Annotated in this window: 11 protein-coding genes; 3 read left to right on the top strand and 8 right to left on the bottom strand. The window is 65.9% G+C overall.

Features of this window, described 5'->3' with window-relative positions; translation table 11 throughout:
- Positions 1-171: 171 nt before the first annotated feature.
- Positions 172-3,513 carry a hypothetical protein gene (locus tag IGW03_RS03225; RefSeq protein WP_194721044.1) on the bottom strand — a complete coding sequence of 1,114 codons (3,342 nt, stop codon included), beginning with the start codon at positions 3,511-3,513 and terminating at the stop codon, positions 172-174.
- Positions 3,514-3,807: 294 nt separating this feature from the next.
- On the opposite strand from IGW03_RS03225, the gene IGW03_RS03220 reads away from it, so the two are divergent.
- From IGW03_RS03220 to IGW03_RS03210, 3 genes are read left to right on the top strand one after another with little or no spacing between them, the layout of a single operon-like run.
- Positions 3,808-5,730 carry a response regulator gene (locus tag IGW03_RS03220; RefSeq protein ID WP_194721043.1) on the top strand — a complete coding sequence of 641 codons (1,923 nt, stop codon included), beginning with the start codon at positions 3,808-3,810 and terminating at the stop codon, positions 5,728-5,730.
- Positions 5,731-5,736: 6 nt separating this feature from the next.
- Positions 5,737-6,129, top strand: coding sequence for a response regulator transcription factor (locus tag IGW03_RS03215; protein ID WP_194721042.1), 393 nt, complete (start codon positions 5,737-5,739; stop codon positions 6,127-6,129).
- Positions 6,130-6,165: 36 nt separating this feature from the next.
- Complete coding sequence (locus IGW03_RS03210; RefSeq protein WP_194721041.1) at positions 6,166-6,831, top strand: endonuclease III domain-containing protein; 666 nt, start codon at positions 6,166-6,168, stop codon at positions 6,829-6,831.
- A 274-nt stretch (positions 6,832-7,105) separates the two neighbouring features.
- On the opposite strand, the gene IGW03_RS03205 is transcribed toward IGW03_RS03210, so the two are convergent.
- The 7 genes from IGW03_RS03205 to IGW03_RS03175 all read right to left on the bottom strand — a co-directional run bounded on the left by IGW03_RS03205 (position 7,106) and on the right by IGW03_RS03175 (position 16,270).
- Positions 7,106-8,119, bottom strand: a complete 1,014-nt coding sequence (locus tag IGW03_RS03205; RefSeq protein ID WP_194721040.1) for a succinylglutamate desuccinylase — start codon at positions 8,117-8,119, stop codon at positions 7,106-7,108.
- Between the two features lie 19 nt (positions 8,120-8,138).
- Complete coding sequence (gene astB / locus IGW03_RS03200; protein WP_194721039.1) at positions 8,139-9,479, bottom strand: N-succinylarginine dihydrolase; 1,341 nt, start codon at positions 9,477-9,479, stop codon at positions 8,139-8,141.
- A 33-nt stretch (positions 9,480-9,512) separates the two neighbouring features.
- Positions 9,513-10,976, bottom strand: a complete 1,464-nt coding sequence (astD, locus tag IGW03_RS03195; protein WP_194721038.1) for a succinylglutamate-semialdehyde dehydrogenase — start codon at positions 10,974-10,976, stop codon at positions 9,513-9,515.
- Positions 10,969-12,009, bottom strand: a complete 1,041-nt coding sequence (astA, locus tag IGW03_RS03190) for an arginine N-succinyltransferase (protein ID WP_194721037.1) — start codon at positions 12,007-12,009, stop codon at positions 10,969-10,971. The genes astD and astA overlap by 8 nt, the downstream gene beginning before the upstream one ends.
- 8 nt (positions 12,010-12,017) lie before the next feature.
- Positions 12,018-13,037, bottom strand: coding sequence for an arginine N-succinyltransferase (locus IGW03_RS03185; RefSeq protein WP_194721036.1), 1,020 nt, complete (start codon positions 13,035-13,037; stop codon positions 12,018-12,020).
- A gap of 615 nt (positions 13,038-13,652) precedes the next feature.
- Positions 13,653-15,158 carry an L-piperidine-6-carboxylate dehydrogenase gene (amaB, locus tag IGW03_RS03180; protein ID WP_228535002.1) on the bottom strand — a complete coding sequence of 502 codons (1,506 nt, stop codon included), beginning with the start codon at positions 15,156-15,158 and terminating at the stop codon, positions 13,653-13,655.
- Between the two features lie 20 nt (positions 15,159-15,178).
- Positions 15,179-16,270 (bottom strand): saccharopine dehydrogenase family protein, encoded by a 1,092-nt coding sequence (locus IGW03_RS03175; RefSeq protein WP_194721034.1) that lies wholly within the window; start codon positions 16,268-16,270, stop codon positions 15,179-15,181.
- Between the last annotated feature and the right edge of the window lie 141 nt (positions 16,271-16,411).

Below are 16,411 nucleotides of genomic sequence, written 5' to 3'. Positions count from 1 at the left end.
TTGCCAGAGAGGCAACGCAATGCAGAAACCGGATTGCGGCCGCGGCAAACCGGAGCAATTCTAACCTCAGACCCGGCGGCACGCCATGCCGGCGGGTGCAGCGGCATGCGCGCTGCACCCGCATTCAGAGAGACGCGGGAGAAGATGATAGAGGCGCGAACGGCCCGGCCTTCAGCGATCCGTGGCGCCCGGCTGAATCTGATGCGTCATGCGCTGGCCTGCGGGAATGACCATGGCGCCGCGATTCCCGGCTGCTGCAGCGGAAGCCGGAACGGGCTGGCCGGTAGCAGGCGCCCCGGCGGGGTCGGCGTCGGCAAGCATCCACCCGGCGGCCGCAACGCCTGCGGCGAAGACCACGCCGCTCATCAATGCCGCGGCGGGACGGCGCACGAATGATCTTCGTCGGGCGGGAACCGGCGATTCCGCGAGCACCGCTTCGGCACGCCGCCTCCAGTCGCCCAGACTGCCGGCATCGGCGGCAAGGCGGTCGAGCAAGGCATCGGCAAGCGCTTGCGCTGCCTCACGTTCCCGTTCGCAGGTGCGGCGGCGCTCTTCCGCCGCGGCGGCACCGTTCTCGGCGCTTGCCTTGCGGCTGCGGGCCGCATCGAGGGCGCGCTGTTCGGCAGCCGCATGCCGGGTCTCGGCCGCATGCGCTTCGGCGTCGGCCTTCATGCGCTGCATCGCCAGCTCTGCCGCTGCACGCTCGGCGGCTGCGCGCCGCTCGGCATGCTCGCACGCGGCGGATTCCGCCTGCATCCTTTCCTGAATCGCGGCCAGGGCTTCCCGTTCCGCCCTGGCGCGGGCGCTTTCGACGCGCGCCAGCTCGGTCGCCTCGCGCGCCCTGGCTTCCGCGGCATCGGCAGCCTCTTTACTGAGGCGGGCCTGCTCAGCCGCGGCTTCCAGAAACTGCCGTTCCGCAGCGAGCCGCGCTTCGCCGGCCTGCCGGTCCTTGCGTGCCGCCTCTTCCCGGGCCCGGACGATTCCTGACTGCTCGGCGGCTACGCATGCAGCAGCCTGCGCCTCGGCATGCGCCCGGCGTTCGATCTCCATGGCGGCATCGATTCCAGCCTGCGCCTGCTGCTCTGCGGCAGTACGTTCCTGTTCCAGCTTGAGCTTGCTCTGCAGCGCGGCCAGCGTCTGTTCCTCGGCCTGGGCGCGCCGGCGCGCCGCAGTCGCCAGTTCGACCGTTTCCCGGGCGCGGGCAATCGCGGTTTGGGCAGCCCGGCGCTGCGCTTCGGCCTGCTCCAGCGCTTTCTCCAGGCGGGCCTTTTCTGCCGCAGCCTGCGCCTGCATCGCCTGGCGGGCGGTGCGCTCGGCGGCTTCGCGTTCCGCCAGCACAGCAGCCAGTTCGCGCTCCGAGCGCAGGCGCGCCTCGCCTTCATCGCGCAATGTCTTTTCCGCCGCGAGCTTTTGGTCGATCGCGGCAAGCGCCGCCTGCTCTGCAGCTTCCCTTTCCATTTCCACACGGGCCAGTTCCACGGCTTCTCGCGCTTTGACGAGCGCGGCCTGGGCTGCCTTGCGCTTGCTGTCCGCCGCTGCCCTGAGCTGCTGATTGGCGTGAAGCAGCGCCTTCGCCTCCGAAGCAGCCGCTGCCTGGGCGGCGCGGTCGAGTTCCTCGCGCGCCCTCAGTTCGCCGGCATGCTGCAGTTCGGCCTCGGCAAGCTGGCGGGCCTGCGCGAGCGCTGCCTGCTCCGCCGCCAGTCTTTGCTGCGCGGCAGACGCTTTTTTCCGTTCGGCTTCCAGCTTCTCGCGCAGTGCGGCCAGCGCCGCTTCCTCATCAATGGCACGCTGGCGTTCCAGCCTTGCAAGCTCGGCTGCCTCGCGCGCCCGCTGCACGGCCGCCGCGGCGGCCCGGCGCTGAGCATCGGCGCTCTCGACCGCCTTGGCGAGGGCGAGCTTGCCGGCGGCGATCTCTTCCTCTTTCGCGGCTCGCCTGGACTGTTCGGCCTGCTCCTGCATGCGCAGCAGGCCGGCGTGCTCCTGCTCCGCTTCAGCACGGGCAAGCGCGGCAGCAGCGGCATCTTGGTCGGCGCGCATTCTTTCCTGCAGTGCGGCCACAGCCTGCTGCTCGGCGTCGGCACGCCTGCGTTCGGCCTGCGCATGCTGCATGGCTTCATGGGCCCTGCGCGCCGCCATGTCGGCAGCCTTGCGCTGCAGTTCGGCGTGCTCGGCCGCACGCTCGTAAGCCTGCTGTTCTGCGGCTGCCTTGTCGGCGGCCAGTTTTGCCGCGCCGCGCTCCAGTTCCAGCCGCTCCTCGGCCAAGGCGCGGGCGCGCTGCTCTTCGTCGGCGCGCAACCTGGCCGCGTCTTCGATTGCCTGCTCGGCCCGCTCACGCCCGCTTGCCTCTTCGGCGGCGCGCGCTTCGGCCTCGGCGCGGCGTTGCGCCTGCAGGTCGGCGCGGTGTTCCGCTTCGGCGCGGCTCAGCGCCTGCTGCTGCAGTTCACGCTCGGCGCGGATGCGCGATTCGGTGGCGGCGAGAATGCGCGCTTCGGCATCGCGCCTTGCCTGTGCTGCGGCGGCAACACCGGATTCGGCATGTTCCCGGCGGGCGGCTGCATCGCGCATTTCCAGTTCCGCCTGCAGGCGGATGCGCACGGCTTCCGCTGCCTTGCGCTCGAATTCGATGCGGGCCTGGGCGGCGGCTTCGCTTTCCCGTTCCACCAGTGCCCGCGCTTGGGCTTCCTCGCGGGCCTGCACTTCGGCCGGAGCGCGGCTGAGCGCCGCCTGCAGCGCCATCGACTCGGCCAGTTCGCGCTGACGGGCCGCGTCGAGCGCTTCGCTGCGCGCCTTGGCCAGCTGTTCGGCGGCCTTGCGCGCGTTTTTTTCGCGGTTTTCCTGTTCGCGTGCCAGCGCAGCGATGCGGGCATCGGCGCGTGCGCGCGCCTCGGTTTCCTGGCGCGCCGCTTCGGTTGCGGTGATGCGCTGCGCGGCCTGCTGGCGGGCGAGCTCGGTTTCCTGCTCAAGCTCTTCCGCGAGCGATGCCATGCGGGCGGCGATCTCGGTCTGGGAAGCGACATGTTCTTCCGCACGCCGGCGGGCAGCCTGCTCGGCACGGGTGCGCTCGGCAGCGGCGCGGGCCGCTTCGGCTTCGGTTTCGGCGCGGGCGCGCAATTCTTCGGTCTCGCGCTTGACGGCGGCAACCCGCGCTTCGCCGGCTTCGCGCGCCTGCTGTTCGGCTTCGAGACGGGCGCGGCTGGCCTGGACGGCTTCTTCGGCAGCGCGGGCATGGCGGTAAGCCTCGGCAGCAGCGGCTGCATCGAGGCGCGCCTTCTCTTCCGCCAGGGTGCGCGCACGGGCTTCGGCATTGGCGCGGTTCTCCGCAGCGACCGTGGCCCGGGCTTCCGCCTCGACCCGGGCAATCGCTTCGCGGATGGCTTTCAGGTCGACGGCGGCGCTGCGGTCATGGACGTCGTCACCGTCCGCGCCTGCCTTATCGGCGCCCGCCGAGCCGGCATCATCCAGTTCCGCTTCCGCGGAGCCGGGCCTGCTGCGCCATGCCTGTTTGTCATCCATTGATCTGCTCCCGCTCGATGGGCCTTTCCGGCAATCTGCAGCCAAACTGCTGTCAAGTTGGCAGCCGGAATTTCATACCATGCATTATCCCGTTACGGAACGAAAGCCAGCCGCCGAACAGGCGGGAAATCGACAGCCAATTCCCCAATATGTGGGACGGACAGGGACCGCGAATCGTATTACATTAGAGCGCCTGGCGGATTCACCTCATGCAACACTTGCAAGGCATCAACACGCATGAATCCGGCAGAACCAGGAAACTCAGGGAATAACCGCAGGAAAGGCCAGTACCTTATGCAGACCGATGACAGGACACCCCACTCCGCTGCCGCAGGCGGCGATCTCACCACCGTGGCGATGGGGAGCCTGCTGGCCGACATGAACCATGACATCCGCACGTCGATGAACGGCATCGTCGGCATGCTGGAACTGCTGCTGGAGACCGATCTCACCGACGCCCAGCACGAGTATGCGCGGGTGGCCCAGAACAGCGTCGACACCCTGCTCGAAGTGATCGAGCGCATCGTCGACCTATCGCTGCTGGAATCGAATCAGTTCAGCCTGACCCGCACGCCCTTCGATCTCCTGTCGGTGCTGCATGCCGCCTGCGACGAAACGCAGACGTCCGCCGCCGAGAAAGGCCTGCGCCTGACGGTAAGCTATCCGCAGACGGCCCTGCTGGTCGGCGATCCGGCGCGCCTGCGTCAGGTCGTCGGCATCCTCGTCAATACCGCCATCCGCATCGCCGACCATGGCGAGATCACGGTCAGGCATGAGATGAACCTCGACGGCGGCATCGGCAAGCTGCGCATGGCCGTTCACGCCAGCGGCCCGTCGCAGGCCGGGGAACAGCTGACCTCGGCGCTCAACCAGCCGCTGCGCACCGGCATGGCGGCGCTCAAGGTGCATGGAAAGAATGCCGTCGAACTGGCGCTGTGCGTGCGCCTCGCGCGCCTGATGGGCGGCAGCATCAGCGTCGACTGCGCGCCCCGCCGCGGGGCCGACTTCCGTCTGCTGCTCGATATTCCGCACGCCGCCGGCACCGTTGCCGGCATGCGCATCCTGCTGCTCGATGATGATGCCGACCGCTGGAATGCAACGCTGGCGCCGCTCGTCCAAACGGGCGCGCATATCGAGACCGCAGACAGCATTGCCGCCGGCATGCAGGCGCTGCAACGGTCCGCAGCCGAAGGCATTCCCCATGCATTCCTGCTGCTTGCCTCGTCGGTGCAGGGCATCGACGCCGGCACGCTGCGCGCCGCAGTACGCAGCGAACCCGGCCATGCGAAGCGCGGCATCGGCGTGCTGGCCGCCGATGCAAAGGAAGCGGAACGGCTCCGCCATGACGGTTTCGATGCCGTCATCACGCAGGCCATGCCCGATGCGGCGCTGATGCATGCCGCATTCAGGCTCGCCGGCCTCATCACCGAACATGCGGCGGCACAGACTTACGCGCCGCGGGCGCAGGATGCCGCAGAGTCGGCACCCTCCCTCGAAGGCCAGCGCGTGCTGCTGGCCGACGACAACCCGGTCAACAGGCAGGTGGCCATCCGCATGCTGGAAAAGATCGGCTGCCGCGCCGATGTCGCCTGCGACGGCCAGGAAGCGGTCGACATGCAGCGCGACGGCGCCTACGACCTGATCCTGATGGATTGCGACATGCCGGTCCTCGACGGTTTCCAGGCGACCGGCCTGATCCGCCGGCTCGACGGCCCGGTCAAGCATGTGCCCGTCATCGCCCTGACCGCCTGCACGACGCAGGACGAGCGCGACAAGTGCGCGGCCGCAGGCATGAACGATTTCCTGTCCAAGCCGATCCGCCCCCAGACGCTGAAGGACATGCTGGTGCGTTGGATGCCGCGTGCCTTGCCGGCGGAAGCCCCCGGCACCGGGGCTGGCGACGAACTGGACATGGTCAGGGACATGTTCGGCGCCGACTTCGCAGACCTGGCTGCGCTCTATCGCAACGACAGTCCGCCGCGCATCGCGGCCATGCGCGAGGCGCAGGCGGCGGGCGACAGTGCCCGCCTGGCCAAGGTGGCGCATGCGCTCGGCGGCAGCAGCGCCTCGATCGGGGCAAGCGCGCTGTCCGCGCTGTGCCGCGATCTCGAAAGCGCCGCCAAGGCCGGCACGCTCGACGACTTTCCGGCACGGATGGAAAGCATTGAAGCCGAGTACCGGCGCATCGACGCCAAACTCCAGTCCATGCGGAACTGACATTCCATGCCGGCGAAAGATCTGAAAATCATCATTGCCGATGATGACAGCACAACCTGCAGCGTGTTGCGCCTGCTCCTGCGGGAACACGACTACAGCGTGCTCGGCGAAGCCCACGACGGCGAAAGGGCTGTGGAGCTTTGCCTGCTGCATCAGCCGGATATCGCCTTCCTCGACATCGAGATGCCGAAGCTGTCGGGACACGAAGCCGCGCGCAAGATCAAGGAAGGCGCGCCGGATGTCGGTATCATCATCGTCAGCGCCCTGCCCACGCTGGAGAACGTCCAGAAATCGCTGGAAGCCGGCGCGGCGGGTTTCGTCGTCAAACCTTTCAATGCGATGAAGGTCATGGATGCGATCGGGAAATGCGTGCGGCACAGGAAAACTGCAGCGCGCTAGAACGATTCAGGCCTGACAGGAACGGAGGTCGGCCTCATGGAGAAACAGCCCTTTGACATCAGCGTGGCGGTCAGGCGCATCCGGACCGCCGTCGAGCCATGGCCGAAGGCCGCGCTCTTCCAGCTGGCAGAGGAAGGCTTCACCACCGCCTTCGAGCAGCTGGTGGCCTGCATCATTTCCATTCGCACCTTTGACGAAACCACGCTGCCGGTATCGCGCAAGCTGTTCGAACGCGCCCGTACGCCGGCCGCGATGTGCGAACTGAGCTACGAAGAACTCGATGCGCTGATCGGCGCGAGCACCTTCCATGAACGCAAGGCAAGCCAGATTCTTGCCATTGCGCAGCGCGTGCGGGACGAGTTCGGCGGCGAACTGCCGTGCGACCGCGAGGTGCTGCTGTCGTTTGCGGGCGTCGGACCGAAGTGTGCCAATCTCGTGCTCGGCATCGCCTGCGGAGAGCCGTTCATCAGCGTGGATGTGCACGTGCATCGCGTGACCGGGCGCTGGGGCTATGTGAAGGCATCCACGCCCGAGAAATCCCTGCTGGCGCTGGAAGCCCAGCTCCCCCGCCCCTACTGGATCGAGATCAACCGCCTGCTGGTGCCCTTCGGCAATCACATCTGCACCGGCAGCCGGCCGCATTGCTCGACCTGTCCGGTGCTGGACATGTGCCAGCAGGTCGGCGTGGAAGCGCATCGCTAGGCAAATCCGAAGAAATTTCTCGGCAAAGCCAGGTGCATTGGTCTTTCACTCCCTCTCCCGCAAGCGGGAGAGGGTTGGGGTGAGGGTGATAGTGCCGAAGGGCGGCTTGACAAGCCCCCCTGATCCCCTTCCCTGGCTGCGTCCCACGACCTGGCTTGCAAGCCAGGTCGGCTACGGCAGCGCAAACCCGTGGTTTGCGAAACCCTGCCTACGCCCCCGCCTGCTGGAGAAGGAAGGGAAGACGCAGCAAATCAAGCAAATTTTCCCGCCCTGCTCAGATGTCGCTCTCCACCACCATCAAGCCGGCCCTCAGACCCGGACGCACATCCGGATTGGGAAAGACCACATACTCCGGTTCGCTGCCCACCCGATAAACCACATCGCCATCCTCGGCGATCAGCTCACCGGGCTGCATCTTCGTGAAATTCCAGGTAGTCCGGTCGAAGGCCATGCGGAAGTCGGCACTGTGCTTGACCAGCTGCTGCGCGACGCGAAATACGGCCGGCGGCGCACCCGAGGGCGGGACGCCGGCCGTCAGGAAAGCGTCAATCATCCCGGACGCTGCAGAGAAACGTTCGAGGTCATTGCAGCCGAACCTGCCGATCTGGCCCAGCTCGACCGTTGCCGACACCGCGCCGAAACGCTCGGCGGTGCAGGCGCTGAATGTGCCGGCCGAGGCGGAATTCAATATCGCGGCTTCGATGCCGCCGGCACCGAGGCAGCCGAGCAAGGCGCGCTTGGCCGGCGCGGGAATGGCATCCGGCACGACGGCGAAGGCGGGATAGTGCGACGGCCGGATCGCGGTGTGCAGGTCGAGGTGCCAATTTTCTCTTCCCCCGTCGAAGAATTGCGCTGTTGCCCGCATGATCTCGTCGGCGCGCCGGGCTTCGGCGGTTCCTTCGAGGTCGCCCCGCTCATCGCGGAACATGCGGTTGAGATCGGCTTCGACGAAGCGCCTGCCGGCAGCGATCGCATCCATGTTGCCGACCGCCAGCATCAGTTCAAGATTTGGTGCGAGCCGGCCCGGTGCCTGCGCCAGGTCGTGCAGTATCCGGCTCAGGATTTCTATCGGCGCCGTTTCGTCGCCGTGGATGCCGACCGACAGCAGCAGCCGCATGGCCTGCTTTCCGGCGGAAGGAGGGCTCAGCTGCAGCATGCCGGGAGCCGGAAGCCCGACCGTGCATCCGGCATCCGCAAATGCCTGCGCGAGATGCGCAAGATCTCCAGCCGCCAGAGCCTGTACTGCTGCGGCCTGGTTTGCTTCACAGCGGCGAGATTGATCATCCATGGTCACTCGTGTCACCGGTTCAGAATTCATATAAACCGGGCAAACCGAGGATGCCGGTGAGCTCGTCCAGCGCCGTCTGCACCTCGATCGCCAGCGCCGGGTCGCCGAGATCGGCGGGGCTGAGTCGGTCGCGGTAATGCTTTTCCACCCAGGCGACCAGGCGGGCATGAAGAGCATCCGTCATCACCACGCCCTGATGCATCGCCCCGGCTTCCTCGTCCGTCAGCGAGACGCGCAGGCGCAGGCAGGCGGGGCCGCCGCCGTTGCGCATGCTCTGGCGCAGGTCGAAGCTGATCAGCTCGTCGATCGGACCGCCGCTCGCCGTGAGCTTCTGCAGGTAGCGCGATACCGCCGGATTTTCATGACACTCCTGCGGCACCACCAGCGCCATGCGGCCGTCGGGCTTGCTCAGCAGCTGGCTGTTGAACAGGTAGCTCGATACCGCATCGGCGACCGACACTTCGGATGAGTCGACGCGCACCGCGCGCAATTCCGCATGGACATTTGCCATCGCACGGCGCAGGGCGTGCAGCGTTCCATGCTCGTCCAGGAAAGCGCGCTGGTGATAGAACAGTACGTCATCGTTGCCGACCGCGATCACGTCGTTGTGGAACACACCCTGGTCGACGGTGTCCGGGGCCTGCTGGGCAAATACGGTACGCGTACCGTCCAGGCCGTGCAGGCGGGCCACGGCCTGGCTCGCCTCCAGCGTCTGCCTTGCCGGGTAGTGCTGCGGCGCGGGCGCATCCGGGTCGAACTCGACGCGGCCGTAGACGAACAGTTCGACGCCGGGGCTGCCATGGCCGGCGCACAGCCTGGTATGGTTGGCCGCGCCTTCATCGCCGAAGGCCGGCGTCGACGGCAGCGCCTCATGCACCGCAAAGTGCCGCTCGTCGCCGAATAGTGCGCGCAGCGTCCTTTCGGTTTGCACATGCTCATAGGAGCGGTGCAGCTTGTTGTTCAGGTTGGCCACGGTGAAATGCACGCGGGCGTCGGCGGTATCGGCCGACGGACTGACGGTGGCGGCATTCGCCGTCCACATCGGCGAAGCGGAATAGGCACTGGCCAGGATGACGGGCGCCTCACGGTATGCTTTCGTGATCACGTCCGCATCGCTTCCGGTAAAGCCGATGCCGCGCAGCAGCCGGAAGCTGGGACGCATCTGCGGCGGCAGCAGGGCCTGCGCAAAGCCGCGCGCGGCCAGCGAGCGCATCTTGGCCAGGCCCTGCAGCGCCGCCTGCTTCGGATTGGACGCGCTCTTGACATTGCTGAAGGACGCAACATTGCCGAAGGACAGCCCTGCATAGTTGTGCGACGGGCCGACCAGTCCGTCGAAATTGTATTCGCGTGCATTCTTCATGATGCTCCTTGCATTTTCATTGCATGTGCTCGGTCAGAACAGCAGGCCGGGCGACAGCTGCTTTGGCAATTCAAGCCGGCTGCTTTCAATCGATGCAACCGGATAGGCGCAGTAATCAGAGGCGTAATAGGCGCTCGGCCGGTGGTTGCCGGAATTGCCGACGCCGCCGAACGGCGCCGTGCTGGCGGCGCCGGTGGTGGGACGGTTCCAGTTGACGATACCCGCGCGCATGCGCACCCTGAAACGCTGCCACAGCGCTTCGTTCTCTGAAAGCAGGCCGGCGGCGAGGCCGTACTGCGTCGCATTGGCGGCGCGTATCGCATCGTCGAAGTCGCGTACCCGGATTACCTGCAGCAGGGGGCCGAACCATTCCTCGTCCGGCACATTGTTCGCCTCGGTCACGTCGACGATGCCGGGACTGAGAAAGCCGGTGCCCTGCTGCAGCGAACGCATTTCAAGCAAGCTGCGGCCGCCGCGCGCAAGCAGGTCTGTCTGCGCCTGCAGCAGCTGACCGGCAACACGCGCGGAGACCACCGGCCCCATGAAAGGCGCAGGCGTCGCATCATGGCGCCCCACGCCGATTTTTCCGCTCACCTCAACCAGCCGCTCGAGCAGCATCTGTCCGCGCGGCGAGTCTTCGACAATCAGGCGGCGGGCGCAGGTGCAGCGCTGGCCGGCGCTGACGAAGGCGGAAAAGACGGCATGGTGAACCGCGGCATCGATCTGCTCCACGTCCCAGGCAACCAGCGGATTGTTGCCGCCCATTTCCAGCGCCAGCATCTTGCCCGGCTGGCCGGCGTACTGCCGATGCAGCAGAGCGCCGGTCCGGTAACTGCCGGTGAACAGGATGCCGTCGAGTTCCGCATTCCCGGCAAGGGCCGCGCCGGTATCGCGGCCGCCGTTGACGAGGTTCAGCACGCCGGGAGGCAGGCCGGCCTCGTTCCACAACCGTACGGTCAGGATGGCAGTCTGCGGCGCATATTCGCTGGGTTTGAAGACAACGGTATTGCCCGCGATCAGCGCCGGCACGATATGCCCGTTGGGCAGGTGGCCGGGAAAGTTGTACGGCCCGAATATTCCGAACACGCCATGCGGTCGGTGCCGCAATACTGCGTTGCCGTCGGCGACCGTGGTCATGCTTTCGCCGGTGCGCGCGCCGTAGGCCAGCACCGAGATATCGATCTTGCCGGCCATGCTCGCGACTTCGGTGCGCGCTTCCCACAGCGGCTTGCCGACTTCCCGGGAGATGAGCGCGGCCAGCGTTTCGGTCTCCTGCTTGAGCAAGTCGCGGAAGCGCCGGCAGACGGCAATGCGATCTTCCAGCGGCTTCAGCGCCCAGGGTTCGAAGGCGGCGCGCGCCGACCTGCAGGCGGCATCCACCTCGTCCGCCGTGGCTTCGGCGCCGGTCCAGATCATGCTGCCGGTAGAGGGATCGATCACCTGCAGCGGCTGGCCTTCGCCTGCGATCCATTGTCCATTCAGGTAATGACTATGCATGAGGCACCTTCTTCGGGTTGAGCGCCATCGCGCGCACGGCATCGCCCTCACCGACGGCAAGCCCTTGCCTGCAGGCTTCGGTCAGGCCGATGCGCCCTTCTTCCGGCCGGATGCGCGCGGCGGCGACGCGGAAGTCCGCCATCGACGTGCAGCTCAACAGGAAGGGTTCATCTTCCGCGCTTTCCGGTTCGGCCTTCACCTCGACGGCCGCAAGTTCGCTCTCGCGCAGTGCGCGCAGTTCGATCACGCGCGCCTGCAGCACCGGGCCGGCGTCGAAGATATCCACATAGCCCTCGAAGTGCATGCCCTCCTGTTCCAGCAGGCGGCGCGCCGGCGCGGTATCGACATGCGTGAATCCGATGACTTGCTGCGCTTCCGCCGGCAGGTAGGCGACATACAGCGGATGCTTGGGCATGAGCTCGGCGATGAAGGATTTCTGGCCGAGGCTGGTGAGATCGTCGGCGCGATTGAAGTCCATCCTGAAGAAATGCCGGCCGAGGCTGTCCCAGAAAGGCGAGCTGCCGTCGGCGCGCTGGAAGCCGCGCATTTCGGCGATCAGCTTTTCCGGAAACAGCTGAGGGAACTGGGCGATGAACAGGAAACGCGATTTCGACAGCAGCCGGCCATTGCTGCCGCTGCGGTAATCCGGGTGCAGGAACAGCGAGCAGAGCTCGGCACAGCCGGTGAGGTCGTTCGACAGGTAGAGCGTCTCCATGCGCGAAAATACCCTGAGCTCGCTGCTGGAGTGGACCAGCGTGCCGATGCGGTAGTTGTAGAACGGCTCATCCAGGCCGACCGCGGCCTTGATCGCGCAAACGCCGACCAGGCGCTTCGTTTCGGTATCTTCCATCACGAATACATAATCGCGCTGCTCGGGCGCGAGCTGCCCGGCAAACGATGCGCAGGCAATCTCGACCCGCCGGCCCAGCGTCTTGCGGTCCGGCTTGAGCGTGGTCATGCCGGGGCCGACCTGCATGGCCAGTTCCAGCAAGCCTTCCAGATCATGTTCCCTGATGGCGCGTACGACTAGCATGGGCGGCCTCATAAAGTGACGCACAGGATGGAATCGCCTTCGGCGATCCCGAGGCGGCGCATTGCCTCAGGCGGCAGCGCGGCGCGTTCGGAGGACTCATGCAGGCCGCAGCGGCAGAGGACGGCGCGGAGGCCTTCCTCGCGCAGCGTCGCCACCAGGCAAAGTGCCGTCTCCGCATGGGGCTCGCCTGCGGCCGCGCTGCATGCGACGGATGCGGAGAAGGAACGCAGCGCATGCTTGTGGGCGCGCAGCACCGGGGCGCCGTCGAAGATGTCAATGTACTCGTCCGGCGCGAAGCCCTCTTCCGTCAGGATGCGGAACGGCAGTTCGCTGTCGGGATGCACCTGACCCATCGCCGCCTGCGCCTCTTGCGGCAGCAGCGGCACATACACCGGGTAATGCGGCATCAGCTCGACGATCAGGGTGCGGTTGCGCGCGCCTTCGATGATGCGCTCCGCCTCGAGGAAATCCATCCGGAAGAATTTGCGGCCGAGCGCTTCCCAGAACGGCGAACGGCCGCCGGCATCGGTGAGGCCGGACATGGAGGCGAAGAACTTGTCGGCGAAACGCTGCGGCGCTGTTGCGGCGAACAGCAGGCGGGCGCGCGACAGCAAGGCCGATTCGGGGCCGGCGCTGCTGCGGTTGCGCAGGTAGAAGCCGGAGAGCTGGGAATGGCTGCTGAGGTCCGAGCACAGGGTCAGCGCATGCACGCTGTGGCTGATGTCGAGGTCGCGCGAGACCTGGTTCAGTGCGTCGTTGCGGAAGGCGAAGAAGTTGCCTGCGGCGCCGGCTGTTGCGGAGATCGATGCAGTGCCCGCCAGCGAGCCGTCCGGTGCTTCGAGGACGAATTGGTAGGTTTCGTCGGATGGGGCTTGGGGGTGGCTTGCGAAGGAGGCTTTTGAACGTTCGACCGCCTTTTCGATGGACTTACGTGTGCGCGGCAGCGTGTGCACGCCGGGGGTGGCCGTGGCGGCCAGGGTTTCCAGCGCCGGGATATCCGACGTGTCTGCGGGGCGGACTAGGAACATGGGGTGCTCCGGTTGGGGCCTTGGTTGAGAGTGTACCTGCTTGGGGGATGTGTTGGGGCATGGGGGAGTTCCGGTTATTGCGGTGGAGCATGTTATTGCTTCTTAACTGCAGTGGAAGCCCGCGCTTTATTCCCTCCCCTTCAAGGGGACGTAGCAGGGGTTTCGCAACGCATGCGTTGCGCCTGCGAAGTCGGAGCGGCTTGCAAGCCGCGAGGTGGAGGGTTAGGGTGGGGATGGGTTCAATGCTCAGAGGTGGCCTATAAAAACCGTCGCTCGCAGAACCGTTAAACGTTACTGATACGTCCATCTCTCCGCAGAGATTTGCCGGGGGTGGCCCGGCGGCCACCTACTTTCTTTGCTTCGCCAAAGAAAGTAGGCAAAGAAAGGGGGCCGCCGAGGTGCGACACCCCTACCGCCGCCCCTTCGGGGTTCCCAAAAGAGACGACGACAAAGCGGGAAGCGCGGAAACTCGCCTTCGGCTCAGACAACCGCGCTTCTTTATCCGCTTTGTCGTCGTCTCTTTTGGCGTCGGTAGAGGGGATTCTTTAAAAGCCTCTTTGCATTTGCTTGGTCAATTATCCAAGCATCCTTTCCTGTTGATCGAAAGTTGCATCTTCAAATATCAAAACTGATCCCCTGCGCCAGCGGCAACGCATGACTGTAGTTCACCGTATTCGTCGCCCTCCGCATGTAAGCCTTCCACGCATCCGACCCCGACTCGCGGCCGCCTCCCGTCTCCTTCTCGCCGCCGAATGCGCCGCCGATCTCCGCGCCGCTGGGGCCGATGTTCACATTGGCGATGCCGCAGTCGCTGCCCGATGCGGACATGAAGGTTTCCGCTTCGCGCAGGTCGGTGGTGAATATGCTCGACGACAGGCCCTGCGGGACGGCATTGTTCCAGGCGATCGCCTGTTCCAGCGACTGATAGCGTGCAATGTAAAGGATCGGGGCAAAGGTTTCATGATGCATCACGCCGGTCTGTTCGGGCATTTCTGCAATTGCCGGCATCACGTAGTAGCCGTCTTCGCACCCGGCCACTCCCACCCGGTCTCCGCCATGCACTTGCCCGCCCTCGGCGCGCGCCTGGTCCAGCGCCCGCTGCATGGCTTCATGGGCAACCGCGTCAATCAGCGGGCCGACCAGCGTGCCCTTTTCCAGCGGGTTGCCGACAGGCAGGCTTGCATAGATCTTCTTCAGGCGCGGTACCAGGCTGTCATAGACGCTGTCATGCACGAACAGCCTGCGCAGCGTGGTGCAGCGCTGGCCGGCGGTGCCGACTGCGGAGAAGACGATGGCGCGCGCCGCCAGTTCAAGGTCGGCGCTGGGGGCGACGATCATGGCGTTATTGCCGCCGAGTTCGAGCAGCGAGCGGGCCATGCGGCGGGCGCAGCGTTCGGCGACGGCGCGGCCCATGCGGGTGCTGCCGGTGGCGCTGACGAGCGGCACGCGCCTGTCGTCGACCAGGGCTTCGCCGGCTTCCCTTGCGCCGAGGATCAGCGACGACAGGCCTGCCGGCGCGTCGCTGCCGAAGCGGGCTGCCGCCTTGTCGAACAGGGCTTGTACGGCAATGGCGGCAAGCGGCGTTTTTTCCGAAGGCTTCCATACCACGCTGTCGCCGCAGACGAAGGCCAGCGCCGCATTCCAGGACCACACCGCGACCGGAAAGTTGAATGCCGAAATCACCCCCACCACGCCGAGCGGATGCCAGGTTTCCATCATCCGGTGTCCCGGCCGCTCGGAGGCGATGGTCAGGCCGTACAGCTGCCGCGAGAGGCCGACGGCGAAGTCGCAGATGTCGATCATTTCCTGCACTTCGCCCAGGCCCTCCTGGAGGATCTTGCCGGCCTCCAAGGTCACCAGCCGGCCGAGCGCATCCTTGTGCGTGCGCAGTTCCTCGCCGAACAGCCTGACCAGTTCGCCGCGCCGCGGCGCCGGCACGTTGCGCCATTGCAGGTAGGCGGCATGCGCCTGTGCTATCCTGGCATCCGCATCCTGCGGCGTATCTGCCCGCAGGCCGGCCATGATGCTGCCGTCGATCGGTGATCTGCCGTGCAGGTCGGCGCCCTCATAAGCCCGCAGATCGACGCCCATCCGGGCGAGCACGTCCTTGATCGTCTCCATCGCTGCCATCGCTGTTCTCCTCATGCCGCATAGAAGCGGCCGAAACGGTTGTCCAGGAAGTCTTGCAGTCTAGCCTGTTCCTGACGGACCAGGCCGCGCCTGGGCAGCCTGCCCTGCATCACCAGGTCAAGCATCGCGCAGATGCCGGCCGCGGTAGTGATCTGGATCGCCGACAGCAATTGCCCGTTCACCTCGCGGCTGTAGATTTTCTTCGCATAGGTTTCCTGCTCCAGCCTTCCCTCGCGCATGCCGCAGACGCTGGCGAAGACCAGCACCACATCCTGCCTCGTTATCGGAATGGCGGCCTCGAGCACTTCCTTGAGGATGGGACGGCGCTCAAGCTGGCCGAGCTGCAGGTCGCGCACCAGCATCTTGACGATGTCGCGGTGCCCCGGGTAGCGCACCGTCTTGTAGTTCAGGTTGCGCACCTTGCCGCCGAGGCTTTCGCATAGCGTACCCAGGCCGCCGGAGGTGTTGAAGGCTTCATAATCGATGCCGTCGAGCGAGAAATGCTCGACCTCTTCCAGCGGCGAGACTTCGCGCAGGTGGCCGTCGACGATGGCTTCGCAGGGGTTGCAGTATTCATTGATGAGGCCGTCGGTGCTCCAGGTCAGGTTGTACTTCAGCGCATTGCTGGGGAACGTCGGCAAGGCGCCGACGCGCATGTTGACGTCGCGCAGCGCATCGAAGCGGCCGGCGAGATCGTTGGCGACGATGGAAATGAAACCCGGCGCCAGTCCGCACTGCGGCACGAAGGCCGTAGCTGCATCCTCGGCCAGCTGCTTGACGATGCGCGTGCTTTCCACGTCTTCGGTGAGGTCGAAATAATGCGCGCCGGCCTTCTTCGCGGCGCCGGCGATGACCGGCGTCAGGAAATATGGGCAGGCCGAGAGCGCGACCTCATGGCCGTCGATCAGATTGGTTACCACGCCGCCGTCGGCGATGTCGGCTTCGACCGTGGTCACGCCGGGGAACTGCATCGCCTGCACATGGGCCAGCCGCTGCGGATCGCGGTCGGCCACGGTCAGGCGGTAATCGCCGCTGTGGGACAGGAGGTTGAGGATGGCGTCGCCGATCTTGCCGGCGCCGAGGAGAATGACTCTGGTTTGCATGATGCCCTCCTTTTTCTGTTCTGGTCTTGTGGATGCGTCTTGAACACGTCTTGCACGCTGCCGGCGGCGGTACAAAAAGTGTAAGTCCCTTGACTGTCAGAAAATAGAGAGCAAAGCGTCGTCACATTGTATGATTGCGCG

Source organism: Noviherbaspirillum malthae, assembly GCF_015352985.1.
In the GTDB taxonomy this organism is placed as follows: Bacteria; Pseudomonadota; Gammaproteobacteria; order Burkholderiales; family Burkholderiaceae_D; genus Noviherbaspirillum; species Noviherbaspirillum malthae.
Note: the sequence above shows the minus strand (reverse complement) of the source record. Positions and strands in the feature narration are given on the sequence as shown.